General features: G+C 51.9%; 13 protein-coding genes. 3 read left to right on the top strand and 10 right to left on the bottom strand.

Going from position 1 to position 26130, the window contains the following annotated elements:
- The first annotated feature begins 916 nt into the window (after positions 1-916).
- Entirely contained in the window at positions 917-7240 is a 6324-nt protein-coding gene (locus ACQ9LF_RS07405) for a lamin tail domain-containing protein (protein ID WP_462488748.1), read from the top strand.
- 206 nt (positions 7241-7446) lie between these two features.
- On the opposite strand, the gene ACQ9LF_RS07400 is transcribed toward ACQ9LF_RS07405, so the two are convergent.
- Together ACQ9LF_RS07400 and ACQ9LF_RS07395 are read right to left on the bottom strand one after the other, a co-directional pair.
- On the bottom strand, positions 7447-9555 hold the full coding sequence (locus ACQ9LF_RS07400; RefSeq protein WP_462488747.1) for a glycoside hydrolase family 172 protein: 2109 nt from the start codon (positions 9553-9555) through the stop codon (positions 7447-7449).
- 195 nt (positions 9556-9750) lie between these two features.
- Positions 9751-11139: an SMP-30/gluconolactonase/LRE family protein gene (locus ACQ9LF_RS07395; RefSeq protein ID WP_462488746.1), complete on the bottom strand. Its 1389-nt coding sequence runs from the start codon at positions 11137-11139 to the stop codon at positions 9751-9753.
- Between the two features lie 199 nt (positions 11140-11338).
- Between ACQ9LF_RS07395 and ACQ9LF_RS07390 the strand changes: the two genes are divergently transcribed.
- Positions 11339-11629 (top strand): hypothetical protein, encoded by a 291-nt coding sequence (locus tag ACQ9LF_RS07390; RefSeq protein ID WP_462488745.1) that lies wholly within the window; start codon positions 11339-11341, stop codon positions 11627-11629.
- A gap of 46 nt (positions 11630-11675) precedes the next feature.
- Here ACQ9LF_RS07390 and ACQ9LF_RS07385 read toward each other — a convergent pair whose 3' ends face one another.
- The 4 genes from ACQ9LF_RS07385 to ACQ9LF_RS07370 form a co-directional block, all read right to left on the bottom strand.
- Complete coding sequence (locus ACQ9LF_RS07385; RefSeq protein ID WP_462488744.1) at positions 11676-12788, bottom strand: rhomboid family intramembrane serine protease; 1113 nt, start codon at positions 12786-12788, stop codon at positions 11676-11678.
- 12 nt (positions 12789-12800) lie between these two features.
- Positions 12801-13583, bottom strand: coding sequence for a hydroxyacylglutathione hydrolase (gloB, locus tag ACQ9LF_RS07380; RefSeq protein ID WP_462488743.1), 783 nt, complete (start codon positions 13581-13583; stop codon positions 12801-12803).
- A gap of 82 nt (positions 13584-13665) precedes the next feature.
- Positions 13666-14256, bottom strand: a complete 591-nt coding sequence (locus tag ACQ9LF_RS07375; protein ID WP_462488742.1) for a cob(I)yrinic acid a,c-diamide adenosyltransferase — start codon at positions 14254-14256, stop codon at positions 13666-13668.
- 64 nt (positions 14257-14320) lie between these two features.
- Positions 14321-14998 carry an endonuclease V gene (locus tag ACQ9LF_RS07370; RefSeq protein WP_462488741.1) on the bottom strand — a complete coding sequence of 226 codons (678 nt, stop codon included), beginning with the start codon at positions 14996-14998 and terminating at the stop codon, positions 14321-14323.
- 122 nt (positions 14999-15120) lie between these two features.
- On the opposite strand from ACQ9LF_RS07370, the gene uvrA reads away from it, so the two are divergent.
- The gene (uvrA, locus tag ACQ9LF_RS07365; RefSeq protein WP_462488740.1) at positions 15121-18006 is read left to right on the top strand and encodes an excinuclease ABC subunit UvrA; all 2886 of its coding nucleotides are present in this window, start codon (positions 15121-15123) and stop codon (positions 18004-18006) included.
- Positions 18007-18082: 76 nt separating this feature from the next.
- Here uvrA and ACQ9LF_RS07360 read toward each other — a convergent pair whose 3' ends face one another.
- The 4 genes from ACQ9LF_RS07360 to ACQ9LF_RS07345 form a co-directional block, all read right to left on the bottom strand.
- Positions 18083-18910, bottom strand: coding sequence for a type II secretion system protein (locus ACQ9LF_RS07360; RefSeq protein ID WP_462488739.1), 828 nt, complete (start codon positions 18908-18910; stop codon positions 18083-18085).
- A 483-nt stretch (positions 18911-19393) separates the two neighbouring features.
- Positions 19394-23239 carry an alpha-mannosidase gene (locus ACQ9LF_RS07355; RefSeq protein WP_462488738.1) on the bottom strand — a complete coding sequence of 1282 codons (3846 nt, stop codon included), beginning with the start codon at positions 23237-23239 and terminating at the stop codon, positions 19394-19396.
- 47 nt (positions 23240-23286) lie between these two features.
- Positions 23287-25812: a phosphoenolpyruvate--protein phosphotransferase gene (gene ptsP / locus ACQ9LF_RS07350; RefSeq protein WP_462488737.1), complete on the bottom strand. Its 2526-nt coding sequence runs from the start codon at positions 25810-25812 to the stop codon at positions 23287-23289.
- A gap of 12 nt (positions 25813-25824) precedes the next feature.
- Positions 25825-26130, bottom strand: coding sequence for a PTS fructose transporter subunit IIB (locus ACQ9LF_RS07345; RefSeq protein ID WP_462488736.1), 306 nt, complete (start codon positions 26128-26130; stop codon positions 25825-25827).

Below are 26130 nucleotides of genomic sequence, written 5' to 3'. Positions count from 1 at the left end.
AAATTTCTACTTATCCTGTTTGAGCCATTCAGTGCCGGCCTAATAACATACGACAACCGCTTGCACCGGATATTCCCTGACTGACAAAATAACACCAGTTGCGACTATAACAGAATAGTATTTGCAGTCTATTAGGCAATGCAGTATATGCGTGGTTCGATGATATTCCAGAGGCAAGCTTATCCCCCACGACCCGACTGTCGTAGTCCACTTGATCCGCCCAAAGCCCCGATAAAAAATACAGGCATAGAGCAACACCCCCTCCCTTATGCACTGCTCGCCTGACTTCGAGCACGTTCTTTTCCGTCATAAATAGTACGTTTATGACTCTTCTCATCCCATCCTCCAGAGGTCTTTTTTTCTCCAAAAAAAGACTTGTACCATCATATCGGCAACAGCCGGCTTGAATCAACACATTTTTTTATCGTTTTTTAAGGTTTTTATAGGTCTTTTTGCAAATGGACTGGAATGCACTTATTGTTTGGGTACACATTATTTTATGGCCTATTACGACCTTTTTTGTACACATAAACTTGCTCTAAAAGAGCCCTATTCCCAATTGTGCCAAGTCATCATTGAAGATGATTACCCTTTTACAGGAAAAAGGTGTTAAAATTAGGCAGATATCGTGTGTACTATACTATAATGCACTATAGTCAACACCACAGTATTTGCGTAGGCCTGAGGGCGGTTTTGTTGAAAACGTCTTAACTTCTTTATTTTAAATATATTAAGACCTCTTTCAGACAATAAAAACGTCTGTTTTCGTCTTCAGAGAGCAAGGGATTTGCCCGATAGACATAGATATATTACTAAATTTATGAAAAAAAGACCGATTTGTGTTCTAATCTGCGGCAAAATCAGCCTGTATTAATAGCAGATAATAATGAATTCTTATTTCAAACGGGGATGTATTATGCGGACAACCGTATTGTTATCGTTTGTGGTTTGCTTTTTAGTGTTGAGCCTGGGGGGAAATGCCCAACTGGTCCATCGGTACAGCTTTTCCGGCAACGTGAATGATTCGGTGGGGTCAGCCCACGGGACCCTGATTAACAACAATTCCGCGGCGGCTTTTACCGGCGGGGTGTTGGAGATGGGCAACTCCAATCTGCCCAATTCCAACAGCACGGCAATCAATTATATAGATTTGCCCAATGGAATGATTTCTTCGCTGGGTACGGCGGCGACTTTTGAGGCCTGGGTAACCTGGCACGGCCCCTCGTGGTCGAGCTGGCAGCGAATTTTCGATTTTGGCACCAGCGGTGCGGGGGAAAACCAGTCGGTCGATTCCAGCAATTCTGCCTATATGTTCCTGACGCCGCGGTCGGGAGCAGGTACCTATCGATTCGGACACCGCAGTGATATTTCGATGGGCGGGCCGGTGGAATATGTGATCGATGGAACGATATTGCCTGTCAACCAGCAGGTTCACGTGGCGCTGGTCTGGAACGATGTGACCGGACTGGTGAGAATGTATTTAAATGGACAGCGGATTACAGAGGGAACAACTCTGTTTTTACTGTCACAACTGCCGGATGTGAACAACTGGCTGGGACGTTCGCAATGGCCCGATACGGGTTTCCACGGCAGCTATAACGAATTTCGGATTTACTCAATCCCCTTTAGTGATGAGATGGTTCAAGCCAGCTATCAGGCCGGGCCTGACAATCCCATTATCAATTTCGCCCTGCCGTCCAACCCGAATCCTTCGCACCTTGCCACGATCGGCACTATGAGACCGACGCTGACCTGGCAGTCGGATTCCAATCCAAGTATTGTCGGGCATCGCGTTTATCTGGGTACAAATTCGACTGCAGTGTTGAAGGCTACCCCAGCATCGACAGGAATTTATCAGGGAACCCAAACGCCGGGCAATGAGAATTTCACCCCGGCCGGCGAACTGGCGATGGACCAGACATATTACTGGTGCATCGAGGAAGTCACCATTACCGGCTATACCTTCAAAGGCCCCATTTGGAGTTTTAAAACCGCCAACCTGAAAGCTCACGCCCCGCAACCGGCAAATGGAGCAGCGGGGCTTTCGGTTGGGCGTGTAACGCTGCAATGGGAAGCGGGACAGGGGGCCATCGGCCATCGGATATTGCTGGGCAGCTCACCGGCGACGCTTGCGGTGGTTGAAAATAATTCCGTCCAGACATCGTATGAACTGGAAAACCTTGACTTTAAAACCGTTTATTACTGGCGAGTGGATGAGATTTTTGCGTCCACGGTCATCCCGGGCGATGTATGGTCGTTTTCGACGCTGGAAAAACCAGTCGCCTGCATTCCGGGAGATCTGGACGGCAACTGCATCGTGGATTTAAATGATATGCTGCTGTTCAGCGAGGCCTGGCTTTCGAATGTGAATTGCAGTGCCTACGACTGCCCCGACCTGGACCAGAACAATAGGGTTGACATTGCGGATCTGTCGGTGGTTTCGTCGAACTGGCAGGATTCGCGAAAACCGCTGGTCGTTATCAACGAAATTCATTATCACCCTGACAACAACAAAGAACCGGTAGAGTTTATCGAACTGTTTAATGCCGGGGCACAACCGATCGACCTGAACGGCTGGAAACTGGAGGATGCGGTCAGTTATACCTTCCAGGGTGTCCCCGTCATGGCGCCGGGGGAGTACGTGGTCGTCTGTCAGTCGCCGGCAGCCTTTGCGGCAAAGTTTAAGCGGACGGCATACGGCCCCTTCGAAGGCAAACTGAGCAACGAAGGAGACCGTATTGTTCTGCGTGACGCCACAGGCAGCAAAATTGACGAGGTAGAATATAAAGGCGAGTTTCCGTGGCCGATTGCTGCCAACGGTGAAGGGGCATCCATGGAATTAATTAATCCGTACCTGGACAATAACCTGGGCGGAAGCTGGCGGAGTTCAGGGTATCATAATGCCCGGCCGGAGTATGCCTATGGCACACCTACACCGGGCTTGCAGAACAGCGTGTACGCCCTGAATGCAGCACCGCAGATTCGGCAGGTCAATCATGAACCGAAACAGCCGGCGGCAGGGACACCAATTGTCGTTACAGCCAAGGTGACCGACCCTGACGGCGTCAAGCGGGTCAGCTTAAAATATCAACTTGTATTGCCGGGTGCATATATTCCGGCATATCTGCCGATAGCGATTCCATCGCTCGTCAGCAATCCCTATCAGGATCAGCCGGTCAATCCGGAATTTGAGAATCCGGCCAACTGGAGCACCTTAACGATGGTCGATGATGGAACCGGCCAGGATGCGGCGGCCAAAGATGCAATTTACACCGCGGTGATTCCGGCCCAGGCAAACCGGGTTCTGGTACGATATCGCATCGAGGCCGAGGATAATCAAAGCCATGCTATTCGTGTGCCTTATGCCGATGATGGGGCACTGAATTTCGCCTGTTATGTGTATAACGGAGTTCCACCTTATGTTGCCAGCAAGGATTCAGTACATCCTGACGGCCCGGGACATGTGTACAGCACGGACATCCTGACCTCCATTCCCGTTTATACCCTCATCACGCGCAGTTCGGATTTCTATATGTGCTGCGGTTACGACAGCGCTGACCGAATCGACCAGGGATCGACGGCGGCCAATGTTCAGGATGCCGGGCAGGCATACAACTGGGAAGGGGCTTTCGTGTATGAAGGCGTCGTTTATGATCATATCGGCTATCGGCTCCGCGGAGGCAATGGACGATACAACTATGGGCTGGCCGGCAAACGGTCGATGAAAATGCGATTCAACCGCGGTCATTATTTCCAGGCTCGTGATATTTACGGCAATCCGTTCCCGTCCAAATGGCAGCATTTGAATACCGGCAAGCTGTTCGGCAATCAAATTTCCGGCGGTTATCGCAATTATCCGTATGGTGTCAATGAAATCATGGATTATATGCTGTTTAATTCCGTCGGGGTTCCGGCGCCCGAGGCGTGGTGGTTCCATTTCCGCGTTGTGGATGGGGCACAGGAAGCTCCCGCCACAACCAATGGGCAGTACGAAGGGGATTTTCACGGACTTTATCTTGCGTTTGAAAATTACGACGGTGCCTTTCTGGAACGGCAGGGTCTGCCCAAGGGCAACCTGTACAAGCTGTCCGACAAGATTTATGAAGGCCTGCGTCAATTACGCTATCAGGGGCCAGAGGCGGTCAGTGATGCCTCAGACTATGAAAATATCCGATGGAATCTCAAGCATACCGCAACGGCGGATTTCATCCGCAACTATATGGATTGCGATGAATGGTACCGCTACCATACCATCACCGAAGCGATACGGCATTACGATGTCTTCTCCGGGGCGACATGCATCCATTGTCTGAAAAATATGGCATGGTATTTCCTGCCGGAATATACCGCCCAAAACAATTATCTGGGCAGGCTGTGGTTTATGCCGTTTGATGTGGACGACACGTGGGGGCCCTACTGGAACCAGGGTGTTGATCACGGCAAGGCGGCAATTTATGACCAGGAATATCTGGGCGGACTGACGCAATATACCATTCAGCCGGAAAAAGCACCGCTCAAACAGGAATACCGCAACTACATCCGCCATTTTCGGGACCTGCACTGGCAGCCGGATATCATCAATGGGATGATCGATGAGCTGGCCAATGTCATCAAGGATTTTGTGCCCGCCGATCGGGACCGCTGGCGGCTGGATTCTTCCGTTCCGGGGACCCCCATCGACAATGGTCCGCTGGAGACCAATATCGCCATTATGAAGCAGTTTGCCTGGACCAGCGGAGTCCAGGGCTGGCCGGGTACTGCAGCCAATCTGGACAACCTGGCCAACGCCGAAGGGGACGGTGCCGCGCTTCCGGCCACACCGACGATCAGCTATATTGGAACCAGCGGTTATCCCATCAACGACCTGCGGTTCCAGACCAGCGCCTTCAGCGATCCGCAGGGTAACAACACCTTTGCGGCCTTGAAATGGCAGATTGCCGAATACGCCCTGAATTATGATCCAAATCCGATGGATGAGGTAATCCTGATCAATCAGAATGCGACATGGAAGTATGTCAAGGGAACCCGGGAACCATCCTCCCCCATGGAACAGTGGCGTCTGCCCGGCTACAGCACAGATGACTGGCTAAGCGGCAAAACCAGCATTGGTTTTGGAGACAATGATGACAACACGGTTCTTGCGGATATGCAAAACAATTACAGTTCCATCTATTTACGGAACACCTTTGATATTGGAGACAAGTCCAAAGTGCAGAGTCTGAAGCTGCATGTATATGTCGATGACGGCTGCATTATCTGGATTAACGGCACGGAAGTCAAACGGCTCTATTGCAGCGACGGGGTCAAATATTTTGACAGCGTGACAAACACCGTCGATCACGAGGCGACCAGTTATGAAGAAGTGACTTTGGAGGCTCCCTACGATTATCTGGTCAATGGAACCAATGTCATTGCCGTCCATGCCATACAGGTAACCAAAGGAAGCTCTGATTTTTCCATTGACGTCAAAGTCACCGCCACGATCGGGGACATGACCGTGAACATTCCGAATTTGTCTAGAAGCAAGTATGAAATCAATCCTGTCTGGGAAAGCGGCGAACTGACGAATGCTGCAAATCTGCAAATCCAGATTCCGGGCCATGTGGCCAGACCCGGGCGAACCTACCGCGTCCGCTGTGCAATGAAGGACAACACCGGACGGTGGAGTCACTGGTCCAATCCTGTCCAGTTCGTCTCCGGCCCCGCCATCGGCGCCGATATCCTGAATTATCTGCGCATCAGCGAGGTGATGTACAATCCGATGCCCGATGCCAATGGCACCTATGACAAAGATGACTACGAATTTATCGAGCTGACCAATATCAGTCCGACTCAAACCATCGATTTGTCAAATGTATCAATTGTCAATGGAATTACCTTCTCTTTTGCCGGCAGTGCAGTAACCTCGCTGGGACCCAAGGAGTATGTCCTGGTGGTCAAGAACAAGGCAGCCTTTGAATCCCGTTATCCGGGATTGTCGGGCAAGATAGCTGGGGTTTACTCCGGCCGACTCAATAACGACGGCGAGACCGTCGAGATATCCGACACCTGGAATGGCACGGTGGTCGCCTTTACCTACAACGACGGTGACGGCTGGCCGCAGGCCGCCGATGGTGCCGGCCATTCGCTGGTGCCACGGGACTGGTGGGCGATGGAAGACCAGCAGGCAGGCATCCTGGATTATGCCGGAAGCTGGAGACAAAGCACCTATCGCGGCGGTTCGCCGGGCACCGAAGACCCGACGGCCATCACCGATGTGGTGATTAATGAATTCATGGCTCATACCGATTTCAGCAGCCCTGCCTATCCGGGCTATGACAGCAATGACTGGATCGAGCTGTACAATACCACGGCATCCCCCATTGGACTGAATGCCGACTGGTATTTAAGCGACAATATCGAAAATCTGAAAAAATGGGCTTTGCCTGTCGTCACGATTGCCGCCAAAGGAATGCTGACCTTTGACGAGATTAGCGGATTCCACAGTCCGATTACCAAAGGCTTTGGACTGGACAAGGCCGGCGAGAGAATTTTCCTGTCGTATCTGCCGGGCAATGCCAGCGACCGTGTGGTCGATTGCCTCCGTTTCCGAGGACAGGAAAACGGCATCTCACGCGGACGGTATCCGGACGGCGGTCATTACTGGTTCCGTATGTATGGCTCCAGGAATACAGCCAATACCCTCCCGATTTCCGATGTGGTGATTTCGGAAATCATGTATCACCCGACCGAAGGCAGTACCAACGATGAATATATCGAACTGTATAATCCAACGCCGGCGTCAGTGCCGCTTTACAGTGCCGACGGGTCTGGTGCATGGCGGCTGGATAATGCCATCTCATTTACATTCCCGGCGGCGATGTCGCTGGCGGCGGGGGCGAAGATTGTGATTGTGCCATTTGACCCAGTCGCTGAACCGGCTCGACTAAACGCATTTGAGGCCGCATACCATTGCGACCTGACTGCGGGAGTCGATGTCTTTGGGCCCTGGGTCGGCGCCCTGTCTAACGGCAGCGAACGGCTGGCACTGGAAAAACCGCAGGCTTCCGATGATCCGCTGAATCCGGCTGCGATCTCCTGGATTCTGATCGACCAGGTCAGCTATAGCGATTATGACCCCTGGCCGGTTGGAGCAGATGGATCTGGCCATTCGCTGACGCGGCTGAATCCGGACAGCGCCCCGTATTGCGGCGATGATCCGGCCAACTGGACGGCGACAACTCCCACACCCGGACAGTAACAGCGTATTTGCCATGGATGAATATTCAATGAGACCTATACGGATTCCGTTTGATGCTTCCCGTTTCGTCGCGGCCAAGTACAGCAGCTTGAATCACGTGCTTCTTTTGCTCGCGGAATAATCATAGCCGTTGGGTATCAAACCAAAGAAGCCAAATCGGCCCAAAGACCGGTTTGGCTTCTTGATTTTGTGCAGAATTGCACCGGTTAATTTTGAGGCGTCAGAAGGATATAGTCCAGGCCGAACATATTGCGCTGGATGGCCTTGGGATTGGCCCCGACAATTTTGACCTCAAGCTGATTGACGCCCTGTTCCAGGTGACAGGTACCGAGAGGGATTTCTCCCGTGATGACCGTTGGATGATACAGGTCGATTTTTTCGGTGAGTAATTTGCCATTGACTGCGATGGCAATCATACCATAATCGTTGGCTTTAGTCAGGGCTGCGGTCATGGCATAGAGGCCGGCTTTGTCCACGGAAAAATCGAGGGTCAGCGTATCGCCTTCGTTGGCGTCTATCCACCAGAGCTGTTTATTGCCGCTCCAGTCAAATTGGGCTGCCGATTGAATTTCAGTTTTGCCGCCGGTTGTCTGGTGAATCCGCATGGCTTCGCCTTCGAGTGCACCTTTGACGCGTTTAATCTCGACGACATCGTCCTGAATGAGGGCAACCTTGCTGCGGGCTTCTTCGGGCATAGGCTGGATATTGGCAGTCGCACCGGGGCGGGCATACCAGAACATTGTCGGGGCGTAATTCACACGGGTCTTGGCCCAGTGCCATAGTTCCATATCAAATTGCAGCGAGGTGGTGAATGGAATTGCATCGAGTGCACGATAACGCACATTGACTGAAAAACCGCTCTCAAAATTACCGGCACCGATGGGTTGGGCATGAAAGGCGGACTGGAAATATTCCGGCCGGCACCAGGCATAGCCGTAATAATCTTCGGTGCCTGTGCCGAAATGCGAGGGGAATGTTTCGCCGTCAACATAAATCTTTTCATCACCTTCACCCCACCATGCAGCAGCCCCATTGAAAATCGCCAGACTGTCGCCGACATAGACGCCCTGTCCGGTCACCTTGATCCAGTTCAGATCAAAGGCCCCCTGGTCCTGAGCCTTGGTATTGGAGCAGGTCTGAATTTTGCTCCACTGTTTCCAGGCGGCATGAAAATACATGCTGCGATGGTCCCAGGTCCACGGTTTGGTTTGGACCTGGAGTTTTTCATCCCGAACAATCTGCTCACCCAGGTTATGCAGCTTAATCAAAGCGGATCGCTGATACGGCATCGGCCAGTAACAGGACATCGTTCCATCTTCGGAGACTTCGGTGTACCAGGTTTTATACGGTTTACCCTGGTAGCCAATCCCAAAAAAGTCGCCCACCGGACACCAGACAGTCCGGGTATCATCCACTATCATCTCCAAAACCGTGGAACGCAGGGCCTGCGGCAGATTTTCCGCTTTCAGTTTCACTGTGAACGCAACGATGGCCTGGGGACTTGTGGAATCCAAGGCAAGTGTTGAACTGCCGCCTGCAGGCATATCAATTGGAACATGACGATGAGAACGATTATCCACTTCAGGCCGGAGAGATTGACTCAGTTGCGTCTGGGTTTTGGCCAGAACCGCCCGGGCCGTTTCAAGCTGATCCATTGAAAATGACTGGACTGAGGTACCCGCGGCGTAGGTGCGGTAATTGATCTGATAATACAGCGCTTCGCCCTGATGAGCCCCTTCATCGACAGGGGCATCGGTCTGATACGTAATTTTACAATGTTGGGCATAGGGAATCGGCAGATAGAGATTGTGGCCGCGCTGCTCATACGGAGTCTGGGGCGATACCCCCTCCGACAACGGAGCCCCTGTCAGCAAACCTCCATCAAGAACGCTCTGAATCGGGCCTTCGATGGCAGGCTTTGGGCTGCCATCCAGATAAAACCGCAGGATTCCGTTGGTAAACGGCTTTCCGGCAGGGCCATGCCAGGTCGCCCAGAAACGGACCACAGCACCGGGGCCGGCGGTATCCATCAGAACATATTCTTTTCTACCGGCTGTGTGTTCGGTACGGAGAAAATAGCTGCGGTCCATATTGGCCCACCAGGTTGGCGAATTCGGGGTATCGGAGTGACGGTCATAGCTGCTGAACTGTTTGCAGGTATAAGCGGGCTCGGGGAATCGGGCCAGTGCGTCTCGGTTAATCATCTCCTCCAGCAATGAACGGAATGTGATGGGTGGATTCCCGGCAGCGTGAACGGATTGCTGCAGTCCAGCAACGACACACAGAAGCAATGTAATCAGCCTTGCGTATTCCATGCCAGCCTCTGATCAATATCTGTTTTGCTCCCCCAAACCACTGTGACCTCGGCTTGTTCAGGTTGCCTGGCAGCAACACTTCTGGCCAGACACTCCGCATGAGACCGGGGGTGATACGGCTTGGGCATGAACAATGATTTGCCAAACAGCCCACCGATATCCAGGTTCACACATTAGCCGGCCTTACGGTGTTAATCAGTCCTTTAAGGCCTCTTGCACGGCCTTGAGCAATTCCGGACTGGACGGATCGACCTCAGAGGGATACCGAGCGAGCGTTCTGCCGTCTTTGCCAATCAGATATTTGGTAAAGTTCCAGCCGATAGGCTTGCCAAATTCGCCATTTTCCTGCGGGCTGGTCAGATACTGATAGAGAGGATGAATATCCTGCCCGGCCACGGATATTTTGGCAAACATTGGAAAGCTGACATGATACTGCGTCGTGCAGAAGGTTTTAATCTGGGCATTGGTTCCCGGCTCCTGTCCGCCGAAATTATTGGCGGGAAATCCAAGGATAACCAATCCCTGGTCTTTATACTTTTCGTAAAGCGTCTGAAGGCCGGCATACTGTTTGGTATAGCCGCACTGGCTGGCGACATTGACAAGCAGAAGCACCTTGCCCCGATACTGCGACAGAGCAACAGGTTTACCGTCAATATCATCCAGTGTAAATGAATACAATTTGCTTTCGCCGCTGACGGCATACAGGGCCGTGCGCGCCGTGATGAACAGCGTTTGGTGGTCTTTTCCGCCAAAGCAGACATTGGACGGCGTCTGGGGCACTTCGATGGTTTGAATCAGGGTGCCGTCAGGGGCATAGACGGTTACCGCCCTGCCCGTCAGATAGATATTGCCGTAGCGATCGATGGTCATGCCGTCGGAGCCTTGCGGGGCGAACAGCTTTTTATCGGATAACGTGCCATCGGGATTAATTTTGTACACAAAGGTTTTATTTGCACCATGGTCGGCGACATACAGGGTCTTGCCGTCGGGAGTTCCAATCAGGCCGTTGGGCCGGACCATATCATCAATCACCCGGATGAGCTTTTTCCGGTCGGGGGACAAGTAATAGACATGTTCACCATCTTGCGGTAAATTGCCCCGCTGGCCGTAGCGGGGATCCGAAAAATAAATGCCGCCTTTGGGGGTAATCCACAGATCGTTGGGACTGTTAAATGGCTTGCCCAGGTATTGGTCGGCCAGTACCGTTACAGTGCCCTTGGGGTCGATGGAAACCATCCGCCCCTCGCCGCCGGCACAGGCAATTATATTGCCCTTGCTGTCGAAAAACAGTCCGTTGGCACCGCCGCTATTTTCCATAAATGTCGAGAGCTTGCCATCGATCGACCATTGATGGATTCGATTGTTGGGGATATCTGTAAAAAAAACATTGCCCTTGCTGTCTGCGGCGGGACCTTCGGTAAAGCTGAACCCCTCCGCAAGGAGTTTGACAGGTTTGTCGGGAACCGCCAGACAGAAATTGGGATCTTTGGTTTTCGCGGCAGACGGGGACACCTGGGCATATACAGTACCGCAATACAGAACCACCAATAACACCATCACCTGACCTTGTATTTTTGTCTTCATACTACGCCCTTTCAAAAAATGGTTAGCCTTATTGTAGCCATTGTACCTAAAAAACAAACTTATTTCTTGACATTTTACAGGCGGCTTTCTATCCTGTTAACCTATGTTCCGAGGGTGGAACCGACCTCTGTTTCACATGTCAAACCTAAGCCCTTCTTTAACTATCTTATTAACAATGATTTAGTAAAGGAATTGGCGTATGGTAACTACCGAAATTCAACCTGCTCAGGGACTCTTATTTTCTGAACCAGCCTGGTCGGAAACCGGGGTCTGGTGTGAACTGGCCGAGGGAATTGATCCTGCCGAGTGGGCGTATTTGTGCCGGTATCTGGGCAGTCTGACGCCGGGGCAGTTCAAAGCGGCTCGCAAACGATTATTCGCAAATCCCGACAGCCTGATAAACCGTTTCAAGCAATTGTTTTCTTTTCAGGCCCATCAGGTCGAGGGCGTACCGCCGGTATGTCTTGGGCCGGAGGGATTGCCGCGATAGGCACAACAAAGTGTGTCCACGATGGACGGAGAAAACCATATATAGATTATTGGTTCTTCGTTCGGCGAACTTCCATCGCTTGATCTGCTCCGGCAACCAGCAGACCAAACAAAAATCCGCCGATATGAGCCAGCCAGGCAACACCGGAAGCCCCCCCGGCAACATCAAGGACGCCATGGATGCACTGAAGCACCATCCAGAATCCCAGGTAAACCCATGCTGGGATATCGAAGATACGAAAAAACATCAGGGTCTTGATCTGTGCCACAGGGAAATACACCAGATACGCCCCCATTACCCCGGCAATGGCTCCGCTGGCCCCCACCAGCGGAATCGATGAATGTAAATTAAACACAGCATAAAACAGGTTGGCACAGATTCCGGCGGCCAGATAAAAAATAATAAACTTCAGTCCGCCCAGACGGTCTTCGACATTGTCAGCGAACAGCCACATGAAAAACATATTGCCGATCAGATGCAGCCAGCCGCCGTGAAGAAACAATGACGTAACCAGGCCGATACCAAAAAGCTTGAGCGGAACGAATGCAAACCGGTCCAGGCAGGCCTGGCTTGAACAAAGTTCAAATGTCATCAGTAAAAAAATGATTGTACACAGACCAATCAGGCCCAGCGTCACAAAAGGAATCCGCCGGCGGGGCGTATCATCATACAGCGGCAAGATAATGCGCGGCGCCAGAAAGAAGTACGGCATAGGACTGTTCAGCGCCTCGGAAAGCCCATCCAGGTCCTGAAAGGGTCTGCTTTTGACCAGCAATTCGCCTATGGCCTGGACGCGGGGGTCTTTTTTCAGATGAGACGCAACCCGCTGGATTTCGCCGGCATCAGTCCAAACCCCGCCGCATTGCAGACAGCGATCCAGAAAGATATTGGAGTCATATGCATAATTGAATTGCTTCATCGTCACATTACAGCGAGGACAGATTCGGGTTGAGGACAGGTCTTTTCCCCCCACCGCTTTCCGCGGCTTATACAATGTCAGTTTATCGACAGACTCCACCTCGTTTTCGAGTGCTTTGGCAAATCCAATCAGCTCGCCATCGTCGAACCAGATTCCTTTGCATTTGAGACAGACATCCAGAGTAAATCCTCTGGATTTGACTGTTCGCAGCATAGTTCGGCAGACCGGGCAGTCCATCATATGTCCTCACCCCTAAAACCGATCTTTTCGCCGACGCAGTTCTGCAAAGACCTGTTCATCCGGAGCATCAAAAAGCTTCAGACTGCCCCGAATGTCCGGCGACTGGGTCCGCAGAAACGGATTGGTCTGTTTTTCAAATCCGATCGAGGATGGAATCGCGGCAAGTGAACCCTCGCGATCGAGCCTATCCAATTGCCGACGAATCGCCATATTATCCGGTTCGATCGTCAGAGCAAACCGCATATTATCCACCGTATAATCATGGCCGGGAAACAGGAGGGTGTCATCAGGCAACGCCGCCAGGCGATGGAGTGAATCAAACATCTGCTGGGCAGGGCATTCAAACAGCCTGCCGCAGCCGCAGATAAACAGGGTATCGCCGGTAAAGACCGCCCCCTTGCCGCCGCCGTCAGGCTCCAGATAATAACACACACTGGACGACGTATGCCCCGGCGTTGCAATCACACGAATTCGAAAACCGCACATATCAAAAAGCTGATTATCCTGGACAACAAGGTCAATTCCAGGCGTTCGCCGCAAATCGCTTCCCAGCACGCTGCATCCGGTCTTCTTTTTCAGCTGCATCACGCCGCCGGTATGGTCGGAATGACCATGGGTCAGCAAAACATGCGTCAAAGTCAGTTTCGCTTGCTCCAATAAGGTCAATACCGGCTCCGCCTCGCCAGGGTCAATCACTGCGCAGCGGGAGTCTGTTCCCGGCAGCAGATAAATCAAATTATCCTGCATAGCGGGAATAACACCGATAGGATATTCTGCATCACGACTGGCAGCCAAGCTATTCTCCTTAACCGTTACGCCGGATTATACCCATAGCCAGGCGATATTTTGAGAAAAAATTCTGAAAATCAGACAGGATTTAGAATTCAATGCCTTTTCGAGCCGAAACGCCCTTTTCAAACGGATGCTTGATGGGCTTCATCTCAGTCACCAAATCGGCCAGTTCAATAAGTTCTGGCGTGGCCCCTCGCCCTGTAAGGATAATCTCAACCCCCTTCTCACGGTTTGTAATGATACGTTTGATGTCATCGATCGTCACCAGTCCGCGCGCAAAACAAAACACGATTTCATCCAGAATGATGACATCATAATATTTTTCATGGGCAGCGGTTTCGATTTCCCGCAGCGCCCGGGCAATGGCTTTTTTGACCCGCTCCAATGCTGGGGCATTTCCCATGGACTCGAACATGTCCCACGGCTCATCCATGGCGCGAACGGTAATTCCCTCGATTCCTTTCTTGAGAGCTCCGCGTTCGCCAAGGTCCAGCGAACTGGGTTTGAGAAATTGGAAGATTAAGACTCGTGAACCATGCCCCGCCGCCCGCAGCGCCAAACCGAACGCCGCCGTTGTCTTGCCTTTGCCGTCGCCCGTATAAATGTGTACATAGCCTTTTTCCATACCATTATTATCGTAATTATCCCGCCGACAAATGCAAGAATTTTCCCACAAAAACAATTCCGTCGGATGATCTAAGTACAATCAGGACACGTTTTTTGTTTTAAGCAATACGCCGTTAAAGCCCTTTGCGTAATTGAGTTACAAGCTGATGAGCCCGACGGGCAGGTTCGGGAAGCCGATAGCGAGTACAGCACGATAAGACAATTTCGATCGATTGAGCCAGCGTAATTTTATGGCCGGGAGAAATATACAGCGGCTTTACTCGGTCCTTCGTACACAATACCGACCCAATCGTTACACCCTGGTCTTGCAAAGGACAAGATTCCCCTTTTTTCACAGGAATTGATTCGCATTGGCCGATTAACCGACTTTTGGCACAGCCTATGGTCGGACAATCCAGCCACAACCCAAGATGACTGGCCAACCCCAGTCTTCGCGGGTGGGCAATGCCCTGACCATCAACCAAAACCACATCCGGAATATCGTGTAATTTTCGCATTGCCTCCAAACAGACTGGAGCCTCACGAAACGAAAGAAGACCCGGCACATACGGAAATGTCACAACACCCATCGCTGTGGTTGTCTGGGTCATCTCCAGGTCCGGCAAACGCATCTGCACAGCAACAGCGACTATGCGTTTTTTGTCCAGGCTGAAGGCACAATCCAGGGCAACAATCGTTTGCGGCATACGAACAACAGGGACCAGCCGGACACAGCCAGCCAGATGTTTTTGCAGTCCTATGGCTTCTGACGGCGTCACTTTCCAGGAATGTAAGTCGTGTATATCCATCATCTTAAAATATAATCCACAAACTTTTTATTGGACTTTATAGACAAAGTGAACTACAATTGCAAGTTTGGTTTATTCTTTCTATTCTGAACTATACTGTGGTAACGTAACGAAAGGCAGGGAAAGTGCCCAGCGACACCCAATATATACGGATTACTGGCGCGGCTGAACACAACCTCAAGACAATCAACATCGACATCCCCCGCGACCAGTTTGTTGTGATTACCGGTATTTCCGGATCCGGCAAAAGCAGTCTGGCATTTGACACCATTTATGCCGAAGGACAGCGGAAATATGTCGAATCGCTCAGCGCCTATGCCCGACAGTTCCTGGAACAGATGCAAAAGCCGCATGTCGAGCACATCGAAGGTCTGCCGCCAACCATTGCCATCGAGCAGCGCAGCGCCGGCAATAATCCCCGTTCGACGGTCGCAACCACCACGGAAATCTATGATTATCTGCGTCTGCTGTTTGCCCGTGTTGGCACGCCGCACTGCTGGATTTGCGGAAGTCCGATTTCCAGTCAGCACGCCTCCCAGATTGTGGATTCCCTGCTCAGCTACCCTGAGGGGACTAAATTGCAGTTATGCGCCCCCTTGATTCGCGGGCAGAAAGGCGAGCACAAAGACGTCTTTGCCCGTATTGTCCGCGAAGGCTTTGTACGGGTTCGGGTCGATGGTGAGGTGTACGATGTCCGGTCGGTCCCGCCGCTGGATAAAAATAAAAAACATGAAATTGCCGCAGTCATCGATCGGCTGATTATCCGGCCGTCCATTCGCATCCGCCTGGCCGATTCGGTCGAGACCGCACTCAAGGTCGGCGAGGGTCTGCTGATTGCCATGCTCCAGACGCCGGACCCCAGTCACCCGACCAACAACACCAATGGTTCCGGCGGCTCCTGGCAGGATGTCATTTACAGTGAAAAATTCGCCTGCACAACGCACCCCGAAGCCTCTCTGTCGGAATTATCCCCTCGGCTGTTCAGCTTCAATAATCCCTACGGGGCTTGCCTGTCCTGTGACGGGCTGGGGACAATCCTCGAGTTTGATCCGGATCTGATTGTGCCGGATAAAACTCTGTCTCTGGAAAATGGGGCCATCGATGCCTGGCGTAAAGGCGGCAAGCGAATGAACATCTTCTATAACCGTCTGATCCGTCGTTTCTGCCGCAATTTCAACATCAACTCTGCAACCCCCTTCAATGAAATTCCTGCAGACATCCGCCACATTCTGCTGTATGGAACCCGCAGTGAGGATGAGCAGCACTATCAGACCGAATTCGAAGGTGTGATCCCAAATCTCAAACGACGATGGGAAAATACCGACAGTGAATTTGTCAAAGCCCGCCTGCACGGCTATCTATCTGAACAGCCCTGCAAAACCTGCAAAGGCGCCCGACTTCGCCCGGAGGCCCTGGCGGTAACCATTCAGGGCAAAAACATCCGCGATATCACACGCATGAGCGTGGAACAGGCACAGACCTTTTTTAATACACTGACCTTTGACAAAGAACAAACTCTGATTGCAGCTCAGCCGCTTAAAGAAGTACGGGCACGCATTAAATTCTTAATGGATGTGGGATTGGGTTATCTGACCCTGGACCGAACCAGCCGCACCCTGTCCGGCGGTGAAGCCCAGCGAATTCGTCTGGCCACTCAGGTCGGCTCAGGTCTGGTGGGGTGCTGTTATGTACTGGACGAACCAACCATCGGACTGCATCGACGGGACAATGACCGTCTGCTGGAAATTCTCAAGGAGCTTCGCCGAATCGGCAACACCGTGCTGGTGGTTGAGCATGATGAAGATGTGATTGCCCAGGCCGACCATATCATCGACATCGGCCCCGGAGCGGGTGAAAACGGCGGCAGGCTGATTGCCCAGGGTACTCTGAAAGATATCTGCAATGCTCCTGAATCCATTACCGGACAATATCTGTCGGGACAAAAATATATTGAAATCCCGGAAAAACGCAAAAAAGTCAGCCTCTCGTCCTGTATCGAAGTCAGGGGAGCCGCTGAAAATAACCTCAAAAATGTCAATGTCAAATTCCCGGTCGGTGTGTTCACCTGCGTAACGGGTGTTTCCGGTTCCGGCAAAAGTACTCTGGTCACCGAGATTCTGCTCAAAGGCCTGAAACGCCGGCTGCATAATACCGGAGATAAACCCGGCAAGCATAAAAACATCATCGGCCTGTCCAATATTGACAAAGTCATTGAAATCGACCAGTCCCCGATTGGCCGGACACCACGAAGCAATCCATCCACCTACACCGGCGTGTTTGACCTGATTCGCTCGCTGTTTGCCATGACCCGCGAAGCCAAAATCCGCGGCTATAAGCCCGGACGATTCAGTTTTAATGTCAAGGGCGGCCGGTGCGAACACTGCCAGGGCCAGGGAACCCGGAAAATTGAGATGCATTTTCTGCCGGATGTCTATGTTGTATGCCAGGAATGCAAAGGAACCCGCTATAATCCCGAAACCCTGCAAATTACCTACAAAGGCAAAAACATCGCCGATGTGCTGGATATGCGGATTGAGGAGGCCCGGGATTTCTTCTCCAATTTCCCGAAAATCGTGCGTCTGCTTAAAGCCCTCTGCGACGTCGGCCTGGGTTATATGACACTGGGGCAATCCAGTACCACCATGTCCGGCGGCGAGGCTCAGCGTGTCAAGCTGGCTGCGGAATTGGGCCGGCCCGGAACAGGGCATACGATGTATATCCTCGATGAGCCCACAACCGGCTTACATTTTGCCGACATTCACAATCTGCTTAATGTCCTCAAGCGACTGACGGATATGGGCAACACCGTCGTGGTCATTGAACATAATCTGGATGTGATTAAGACCGCTGACTATATCATCGACCTTGGGCCTGAAGGCGGCGAGGCCGGCGGCCAGATTATCGCCACAGGCAGCCCCGAACAGATTATTAAAAATACCAAAAGTCACACCGCCCGCTATCTGAAAGAAAAATTGCAACAGGAAAAAAACAGAGTCCCTCAGGCCTCTTAGACCGTCCGACCACTAATAAAAAAGCCCTGACTTATCCGGTCAGGGCTTTTTGTTTACTTGTGAAATGTATTGCAGCTTATCTTCTGCCGGGAACATAAGCTTGTCTCATATAGAGAATATCTTCACCTTTTTCACCGGGTTTGGGGTTCGGATTTTTCACACCGCCTGCTGCATATACTGCATTTTCAATCGTCGAAGGATCTATCCAAAGATGCATCTCTGCATGGCCATCTGCAAATCCCAGCGTGCCCCGGTCTTTATGCCAAATCGCAATTGGATCAGTCCATGAAGGAGTTGATCCATAGTTCATCAGCCATGACCCCATGATCCAGCCTCTCGGATCAGAATTTTCGAGGAAGATAATTTTATTGCCGGGATTAACAATATCGCTCATTTTATTTACTACTTTTGGATCGTTCCAGAAAGTGGCTTCTCCATTCATCAAACCGGGAATGGAATAACTGTTCCACCAAGGCTTATTGGAGTACTGGTCGGCGAACAGAACTTTACTTTTATCCCCGGGGCAATGATAGGCATCATATGAATTAATATAAGGAAACAATGCACCCTTCGCGATACCATTCTGTTCATATTGAAGTGTCACCTCGCCTGGCCCCCCTTTGTAATTTCCCTGTTCGTCCTGAGGAAAACTGACCCAATATTGCTGCTTGGAATCATAACGGCCAGGATTGGGGACGTGCCCAAAAACCAAACGTTCTTTGTTGTCCATGGCATAGGTATGCCAGCACGTTGACAATCCTTTGACATTCGCCAGACACGCCGCCCCTGTTGCCTGCTGCTTGACACGCTTTAAGGCCGGAACCAAAACCGCCATTAACATCGCAATAATCGCAATCACCACCAGCAGCTCTATTAAAGTAAACGCTTTTTTGTTTGTCGCCATAATCATCTCTTTCGTATCCCTGGTGTGACTATAATAACGGGCAATCCGGCAGGGAAAACACAGTTTGCCTGTTTTCAAAGGGAAATTAAATAGCAGGTTATTTGACAAGTAACTGCAATACTCCGCATGGGGGGCAGACGAAACGGCAGGCCATTCCTGACACTCGGCCATGATATTCCCACATTGTTTTATTTTTACCCTCATGCTTGCCAGTATGCCAAATTTAACCAGCAGAATCCATAGGAAAGAAAAACCAATTATAGTACAAATGTAACCTGTCTTTGTGGATTGTTTTAACAAAAAACAAGCTTGTTAACCATTAATGATTATAAAAAAACAAGTTACACACCCCCCTTAAATTAAATTCCTGGATTTTTGACAAGGTTGTATTTTTGTCACCTGAAAACTGGAATTGTGTATACTAAACCTATACTTTCTTCAATGACTCGTGTTCACCCCAGGGGGACAGTCACAGATTTAACCCTATTCTGCAACAAGTACATCCATTTCAGTAAAAAATGTCCCCTGAGCTTCTCGATCCGCAACCCACATCAGATATCGATATTGCCTGTCTGAAGGCAGGCTTATCGAGGACACATGAACCCCACCCTCACCCAGGGATTCGGTCTCCACACGGGCAATCAGCGTCCATCCTGACCCGTCAGCCGCATAAAGATCAGCCTCTGGTGCCGCGTCTGAGGCACACCCCCACAGACTGAACATCTGAGGAGCGCGGTCGGACTTATGCCACGAAAACGTGTTGACTTTTGAAATCGTCACCGGCTTTTGCAAATCCGCAACAATTCGAGCCTCACCGCCGTCAAAATAGGTCGCCTCATTTGTATCGTCGTTATTTTGCCCACCTTGCCCATTGTTTACTCGATACAGAATGCCCCCCGCCAGTCCTCTGGAAGGCGATGCAAAAGGTCCGTTTGTCGTACAGAAAAACCGGACATTGTTTTTACTGTTTTGGTCAGCATAATCATCCGCCAGCGGCTTTGCCAAGGCCAACTGTTCATAGCTGTCGGCCCGCTCCACAGCTACTTTGCCAACGGCCTGCTTGCCGGCGGTATAGTCACCCGGCCGCCAGCGAAGCTCAATCTCCTCACGTCGGTCGAAATTATCATATAAATCACAGGCATTGACCGCTATATTCATATCCTTCGCAGCCGTGACTGCAAAAATCTTGATCGCAGGATTATCCGGCAACGTTATCGTCGTTGTTCCTTCTGGCAAATCATAGCTATATTTAAAGATATAACTGAACTGGTATGACTCATTTTTGCCTTCCGCCGTATGACGATGCGTACTGAACCACGCTATCGGGTCACGCTTGATGTACCCTTTCTGAATCTCCAGCAGCCGCCCCGCCCCGACATAATCCTCAACACCAAACTGCCGATCCCAGACCCGACAGTCATACTGCCCCACAAAACCTGTCCACGCCTGCACCTTGAACTCGCAGGAGCGATCACCAATTGTTATCGTTTCCGCAGTGTCCTGATCCGCACTGGCCAGAAGATATATACGATTATAATCCCCTTCCGGCAGCCGGAGCGTCTGGCCCTGACAAGCCACCGCGGTTTTTTCAGCCCCCCCCGCCAACTCAAATCGAATCCCGTTGACAGTCAAAGGATAGCGTTCCTCAGCAGGCATCGACCACTTTTGATCCCCGAATGCGCCCTCCCTGGCAGTACCATCCGAGCTGAATGCCGCCACATTATACGGCAATGAGACGCTCGCACAATTTGGCTTATCGATGCGGCTGGCCGAATCTGCCAGTGTCACGGCAAAGCTGCGAATCGCATATTTGGTCATCGACACCTTCAGCTTGCCATTCTGAATATCGGCCGGACGAATCTGGCGTTCCTGGCCGTCGATTTCATAGCCGGATACAATACCCTTGCCAAGAGTCAATTCCACACCGTCGGCATTACGGCCCAGAAGTTCCTGCAGACGGATCACCACCATTTGGCCGTCTTCAGACTTCTTGACAGCTCTGACGTCCACCTGGCTGGTGTTGATCTGCAGCATGGACAGGGATTTGCCTTCGTCCCCCGGATGCGGCTGAACCTGGAATGTCCGCAGCGGCTGATTCAAACGTCTGCCCTGGCGTTCCGACAAGCCCTTCTGCCAGTTGCCCTCGTGCCCATACACCGCATACGTAAACTCGTGCCGACCCCAATCCTGTGAAAGCTGGTCCTGATAACTGCCGTGCATCGCCCCCGGCGTATATAACAACGTCAATCGTATCACATCATCTGACGGTTTATCCGAACCAAATTTGCAATCTTCCAGAATCGACACGCCATACTCGCCGGATGTATCCGTCAAATCGAACCACTCATGCGAAAGCATCTCAAATTGCCGCGGATTATTATTGCTTCGCTGAATCGTCCCCAGGCCCTGCGTGTACGTCGCGGTCTGATTGGACACCGTCAGCGGAAAACTGGCCTTGAGCACACACGCCATCGACTGCCATTCAACTTCATTTTTTACCTCAACCCGTCTGCCGCTATCGCCGGCACTGAGGCAAATCCGCTGGACAAATACGGAATTGGCCGCCTGACGTTTCACTTCGATGGCTACCCGGGCCGGTCCGTTTTCAGCAATCCGGATATCGGCCGGACCATCCACATACCCAATCGCCGGCAGCGCCCGTTCGCGCCAGTCCATATTCCAGGCCGGCCAGGCCTTTGGCGTCCCGCGATGGAACTCCAGCCGTGCCGGACGACTAAGCAATTCGCGGTTAGCCTGTTTGTCATAAATGCCGGCAATGTCGCCGGCATCATTGAGCATAACACGGTAATAGGCATTCTCCAGCGTCCGCTCACTCACGGCCAGCCCGGACCGCAGCGCACAGGGTTTCGATGAAGGTCTTACATCAAATACCGCCGCCCCCACCGCCGGTACGGAAGCCAAAAAAGCCACTTTGACAGCATGGCCGTCGATGGACAGCACCTGTGAGGGGACTTCCTTGTTCTGCGGATTGTACACCCGCACGGCCTCCGGTGCACCGCCGGCAAACACAACTGTCGCCTCCGCAATATCCTCGCGTGCAAACGACAACGGATTATAAACCACAATTGCCTGGCCTTTGACACGGGTATCAAGGACGCGGCTGACCGCCCCAATCGCTCCGTTGAGCACCTCTGCAAAACCGTTGGCGGCAACGAGCTCATCATTCCAGGCATATTCATACGCCTTGGGCAGACACGTGCCCGGCAGAATGTCATGCATCTGACTGGCCAGCACACGCCACCAGGCCTGATGAAGCTGCTTGTGCGGATACTCCATGCCTCCCAGCCAGTCGGCCATCACTGCGGCCCGCTCCGCGGCGTCAGCCAGCTGCTCATTCTTGCGGTTCCATCGTTTCATATACGCCTGCGAGGTCATCGCCCCCGACGAATGCTCCGTCAGCATCAGTTCGCCAATGTATTTGGGCAGTCTGGCCTTCTGCTGCGGCGTAATGTCTTTATACATCTGGTCAGCTGAACACAGCACCACGTCTATCTGGGCGTCTTCATTGCCCAGACTGGCAACAGCATTCTGGACATCTTTTTCCCGCGGTGCCCCCCCGACATCCCCCACACCATAGTAGTGATAATCCGCAAACACCCCGCTGGCCCGGCCGTTTTCATACACCCGATTGACCCATTCTTTGCTGGTATCCAGCCGCTCGGTAACCCCGCCGGTATAGCTGCCCGGGTTCAGCGCCGCTATAACCGACTGACCATCCGGACCTTCCCACACACCGACATTAAATGGAATCCCCACCGCCGAACCCCAGGTCAGCTTCTGACTGGAAAAGCCAATCAGACCCGCATGGGCCCACACCGACGGCAGATAGGACGGAAAACCAAAGCAATCTGGCAGAAGAAAATCGGTACTTTCGGTGTTGAATTCCTTTCGAAAATACTGATTCCCATATAAAATCTGCCGCAGGATCGATTCCGGCGACGGAATCAGCACATCGCATTCATCCACTGACGAACCGCAGACAAACCATCGCCCCTGGGCAATGTATTTTTTGAGCTGCTCGTATTTTTCCGGATAGTATTCTTTCATCATCGCATAGCGAGCCGCCCCGCTGAAATTAAACACATATTCCGGATAGGTTTCCAGCAGCTTGAAATTGTCGTCCAGAGTATTCTTGATATAAACATCAATCGTCTGGGGGTAATCCCATCGCCACTGACTGTCCAGGTGAGAATAGCCGACCACATATAATGTTTTGTCCCGATCGAGATTCCGTTGACTGCCTTGTGAATACGATGCCGCCATACAACTCCCAATCACAGTGAAAACACAGAACATCTTGACATTCATGATATACTCCAACCGATTCTCTGTTGCTGCTTGATTAACAAAAATGCTTACAAACCCAGCTTCTCCTGCAGATACGCAAGAACAGCCTGCTTGTCCTGAAGCGACCTTAGCATCCCCCTGAAATCATCGTGCATAATCTGTCTTGCCAGTTTCGAAAAGATTTTCATGTGGGTATCCCCTGCCATCTGGCCATCCCGGATGGTCATCGCAATCACAATATCCACAGGCTTGTCGTCGATGGAGTTCCAGATAATCGGCTTTTGAAGACGTATCATGCAGATGGAATTCGCACACACAGTCTGGGTCTTGCAGTGCGGAATGGCAAATCCATAGCCCAATCCGGTGGAATACACACGTTCGCGGTGCCAGAACTCTTTTTCCAGCTCGGCCGGTTTTTCGGTGCGATGGGCATAATAAAGCATATCCGAGACATACTGGATTGCCTCTTCCTTGTTGATGCAGTCGGCATCCAAATCAATCAGGCCTGGCTCAATCACAGGTTTGGCGACAGGGTCCCGCTGCCGCTCGGCCAGAATCATATCCACCTGACCCGCCGACTTGGCCGATAGGGCCCGTTCGAAAATCGTGCGACAGTCGCGGCTGTCATAGTCCGCACACCGGGCCTTGATGACAGCGACAGCCGGAATCGAAACACTCACTTCATCCAGCCCGGCCCCCAGCAGCAGCGGCAGATGGTCCACCTGTCCGGCCATTTCACCACACATGCCCACCCACAGCTGATGCCGATGGGCGTCCTCAACGATTTTATGAATCAGGCCAAGCAATCCCGGATGACGGGATTGGTACAGCGAACTGACCCGCTCATTGCCCCGGTCAATCGCCAGGAAATACTGGGTTAAATCATTGGTGCCGATGCTCAGAAAATCCACCAGCCCCGCCAGTTGCGGAATAACAAAGACAACCGAAGGCACCTCCACCATAATCCCCAGCGAAATGGACTTATCATACGCGATGGAGTGGACGTCCAGCTCGGTTTTAATCCGGTCCAGCAGCGAGCGGACATAGGTTACCTCTTCCAGACACGACACCATGGGAATCATAATCTTGAGGCACCCGAAAGCCGACGCCCGCAGAATCGCCCGCAACTGATTTTTCAGCAGCCCTTCATATTCCCTGTAAACCCTTGCCCCCCGATACCCCAGAAACGGATTGTCTTCGGAAGTCAGGTTCAGATAGCTGACCGATTTATCCCCGCCAATGTCAAACGTGCGGATAATGACCGGCTTTCCCCCCGCATATTCCGCGGCCTTTTTATATTCAATAAATTGCTCCTCTTCAGGCGGAGCACAATCCCGGCCCATAAACAGCATCTCCGTTCGGAAAAGCCCAATTCCCTCGGCGCCGGCGGACAGGGCCATCTGTACTTCATCCGCCGTTGCCACATTGGCCATCACCTCAAGCCTCACGCCATCGGCGGTTTTGGCCGGCTTGTCCCGGAACGCTTCGTAGTATCGCTGCTGAAATTCCTGCTTGCGACGCTGGGCCGCATAATACCGCTCCGCCTGAGCATTCATCTGGGTAATCACAATGCCATACGTCGCATCTACGACCACCTCCTGCCCATTGGATAGAATGGTGGCATCCTTGATACCCGTCACCGTCGGGATTCCAAACGAGCGGGCCAGAATCACTGTATGCGAGGTATTGCCGCCTTGCATCAGGACCACCCCGGACAACAGCGTTTTATCCATCGAAATAAACTGCGACGGCGTCAGATTGTCGGCCACACACACCGACGGGCCGGACAGCACAATCTGATCCGATGCCGCAGAACCATAAATCTTTTTGAGCAGGTGCGAACAGACATCCTGCAAATCCACGATACGCTCACGAATCAGTTCACTCCGAGCCGCCTTCAATATCCCGGAAAAATACTCAAAGGATTCGATTATCGCCTGCCCTGCACAAATCCCCCGCTGCCGGATGAGACAACGGACCCGATCCAGAAACTCCACATCACTGGCAATCGACAGATGGGCCTCCAGCACCTTGCTTTCGACGGAGGTCAGCCGCCCCGAGCCCAGCTTGATGGTAATATCGCTGCGATGTTCGGCGACGGCTTTTTCAATCTTGCGTAATTCCTGCTCCGGGCGAACCGGTTCACGCGGATCCATCCCGGCAGGCAGCTTTAAGGCCTCGACAATGACCACCTTGCCTTTGCCGAAACCCGACACCGCCGAGCAGCCGAAAATCATCGGCACTCCGGCCGCCCGCAAAACCGGCGGAATATAAACCTCGGACTCAGAACCAATCTGCGGTAAAACATCGTCACAGGATGGAAATTTGTCCTTGAGAAACCGAACGATTTCCCGGTACGCAGGACCACAGTTCTCCCCTTCCACCTTGAGAACACATTCATCCCCCGCCTTGATATCCGCCCCAACCAGCGACAGAATACTGCGGGCATTGGCGGTTTTCTGATTGCTCAGATTGGTCAGCCAGACCTGACTGTCTGCAAAACCTGCTACGACCTGCTCCAGACAATTGGCCGGACGCGCATGAATGCCATTAGGCAGCGGACACACAAATCGATATTCATAAACTTCTGGCATACGCGCCACTCATTAACCTCGATTGGGAACTTTGGCAAAGATACTCTTGGGATCTTTCAGGGCAAGCTGAACCGGCACCTCGATTCGGGGAATCCCTTTGAACCGTTCGGCATTTTCAATGGCGATATCTGCCGCCAGAATCAGGGCATCTGCCCCTTTGATATCCGCAGGCCTCAGCTCATTTTCAATCCCCATGGCACCCTGCGTTTCCACTTTGATTTCATGCCCCAGCTCTTTGGCTGTCTTTTCCAGACTTTCTGCCGCCATATACGTATGAGCAATCCCTGTCGGACACGCCGTCACTGCGATAAATTTCAT

Source organism: Anaeroglomus insulsum, from assembly GCF_050689095.1.
In the GTDB taxonomy this organism is placed as follows: domain Bacteria; phylum Planctomycetota; class Phycisphaerae; order Sedimentisphaerales; family Anaerohalosphaeraceae; genus Anaeroglomus; species Anaeroglomus insulsum.
Note: the sequence above shows the minus strand (reverse complement) of the source record. Positions and strands in the feature narration are given on the sequence as shown.

Coding starts and splice junctions, on each gene's coding strand:
- ptsP (WP_462488737.1), bottom strand. CDS start 25,812: ATGCCAGAAGTTTATGAATATCGATTTGTGTGTCCGCTGCCTAATGGC.
- ACQ9LF_RS07405 (WP_462488748.1), top strand. CDS start 917: ATGCGGACAACCGTATTGTTATCGTTTGTGGTTTGCTTTTTAGTGTTG.
- ACQ9LF_RS07390 (WP_462488745.1), top strand. CDS start 11,339: ATGGTAACTACCGAAATTCAACCTGCTCAGGGACTCTTATTTTCTGAA.
- ACQ9LF_RS07385 (WP_462488744.1), bottom strand. CDS start 12,788: ATGATGGACTGCCCGGTCTGCCGAACTATGCTGCGAACAGTCAAATCC.
- ACQ9LF_RS07400 (WP_462488747.1), bottom strand. CDS start 9,555: ATGGAATACGCAAGGCTGATTACATTGCTTCTGTGTGTCGTTGCTGGA.
- ACQ9LF_RS07345 (WP_462488736.1), bottom strand. CDS start 26,130: ATGAAATTTATCGCAGTGACGGCGTGTCCGACAGGGATTGCTCATACG.
- ACQ9LF_RS07395 (WP_462488746.1), bottom strand. CDS start 11,139: ATGAAGACAAAAATACAAGGTCAGGTGATGGTGTTATTGGTGGTTCTG.
- ACQ9LF_RS07355 (WP_462488738.1), bottom strand. CDS start 23,239: ATGAATGTCAAGATGTTCTGTGTTTTCACTGTGATTGGGAGTTGTATG.
- ACQ9LF_RS07370 (WP_462488741.1), bottom strand. CDS start 14,998: ATGATGGATATACACGACTTACATTCCTGGAAAGTGACGCCGTCAGAA.
- ACQ9LF_RS07360 (WP_462488739.1), bottom strand. CDS start 18,910: ATGGCGACAAACAAAAAAGCGTTTACTTTAATAGAGCTGCTGGTGGTG.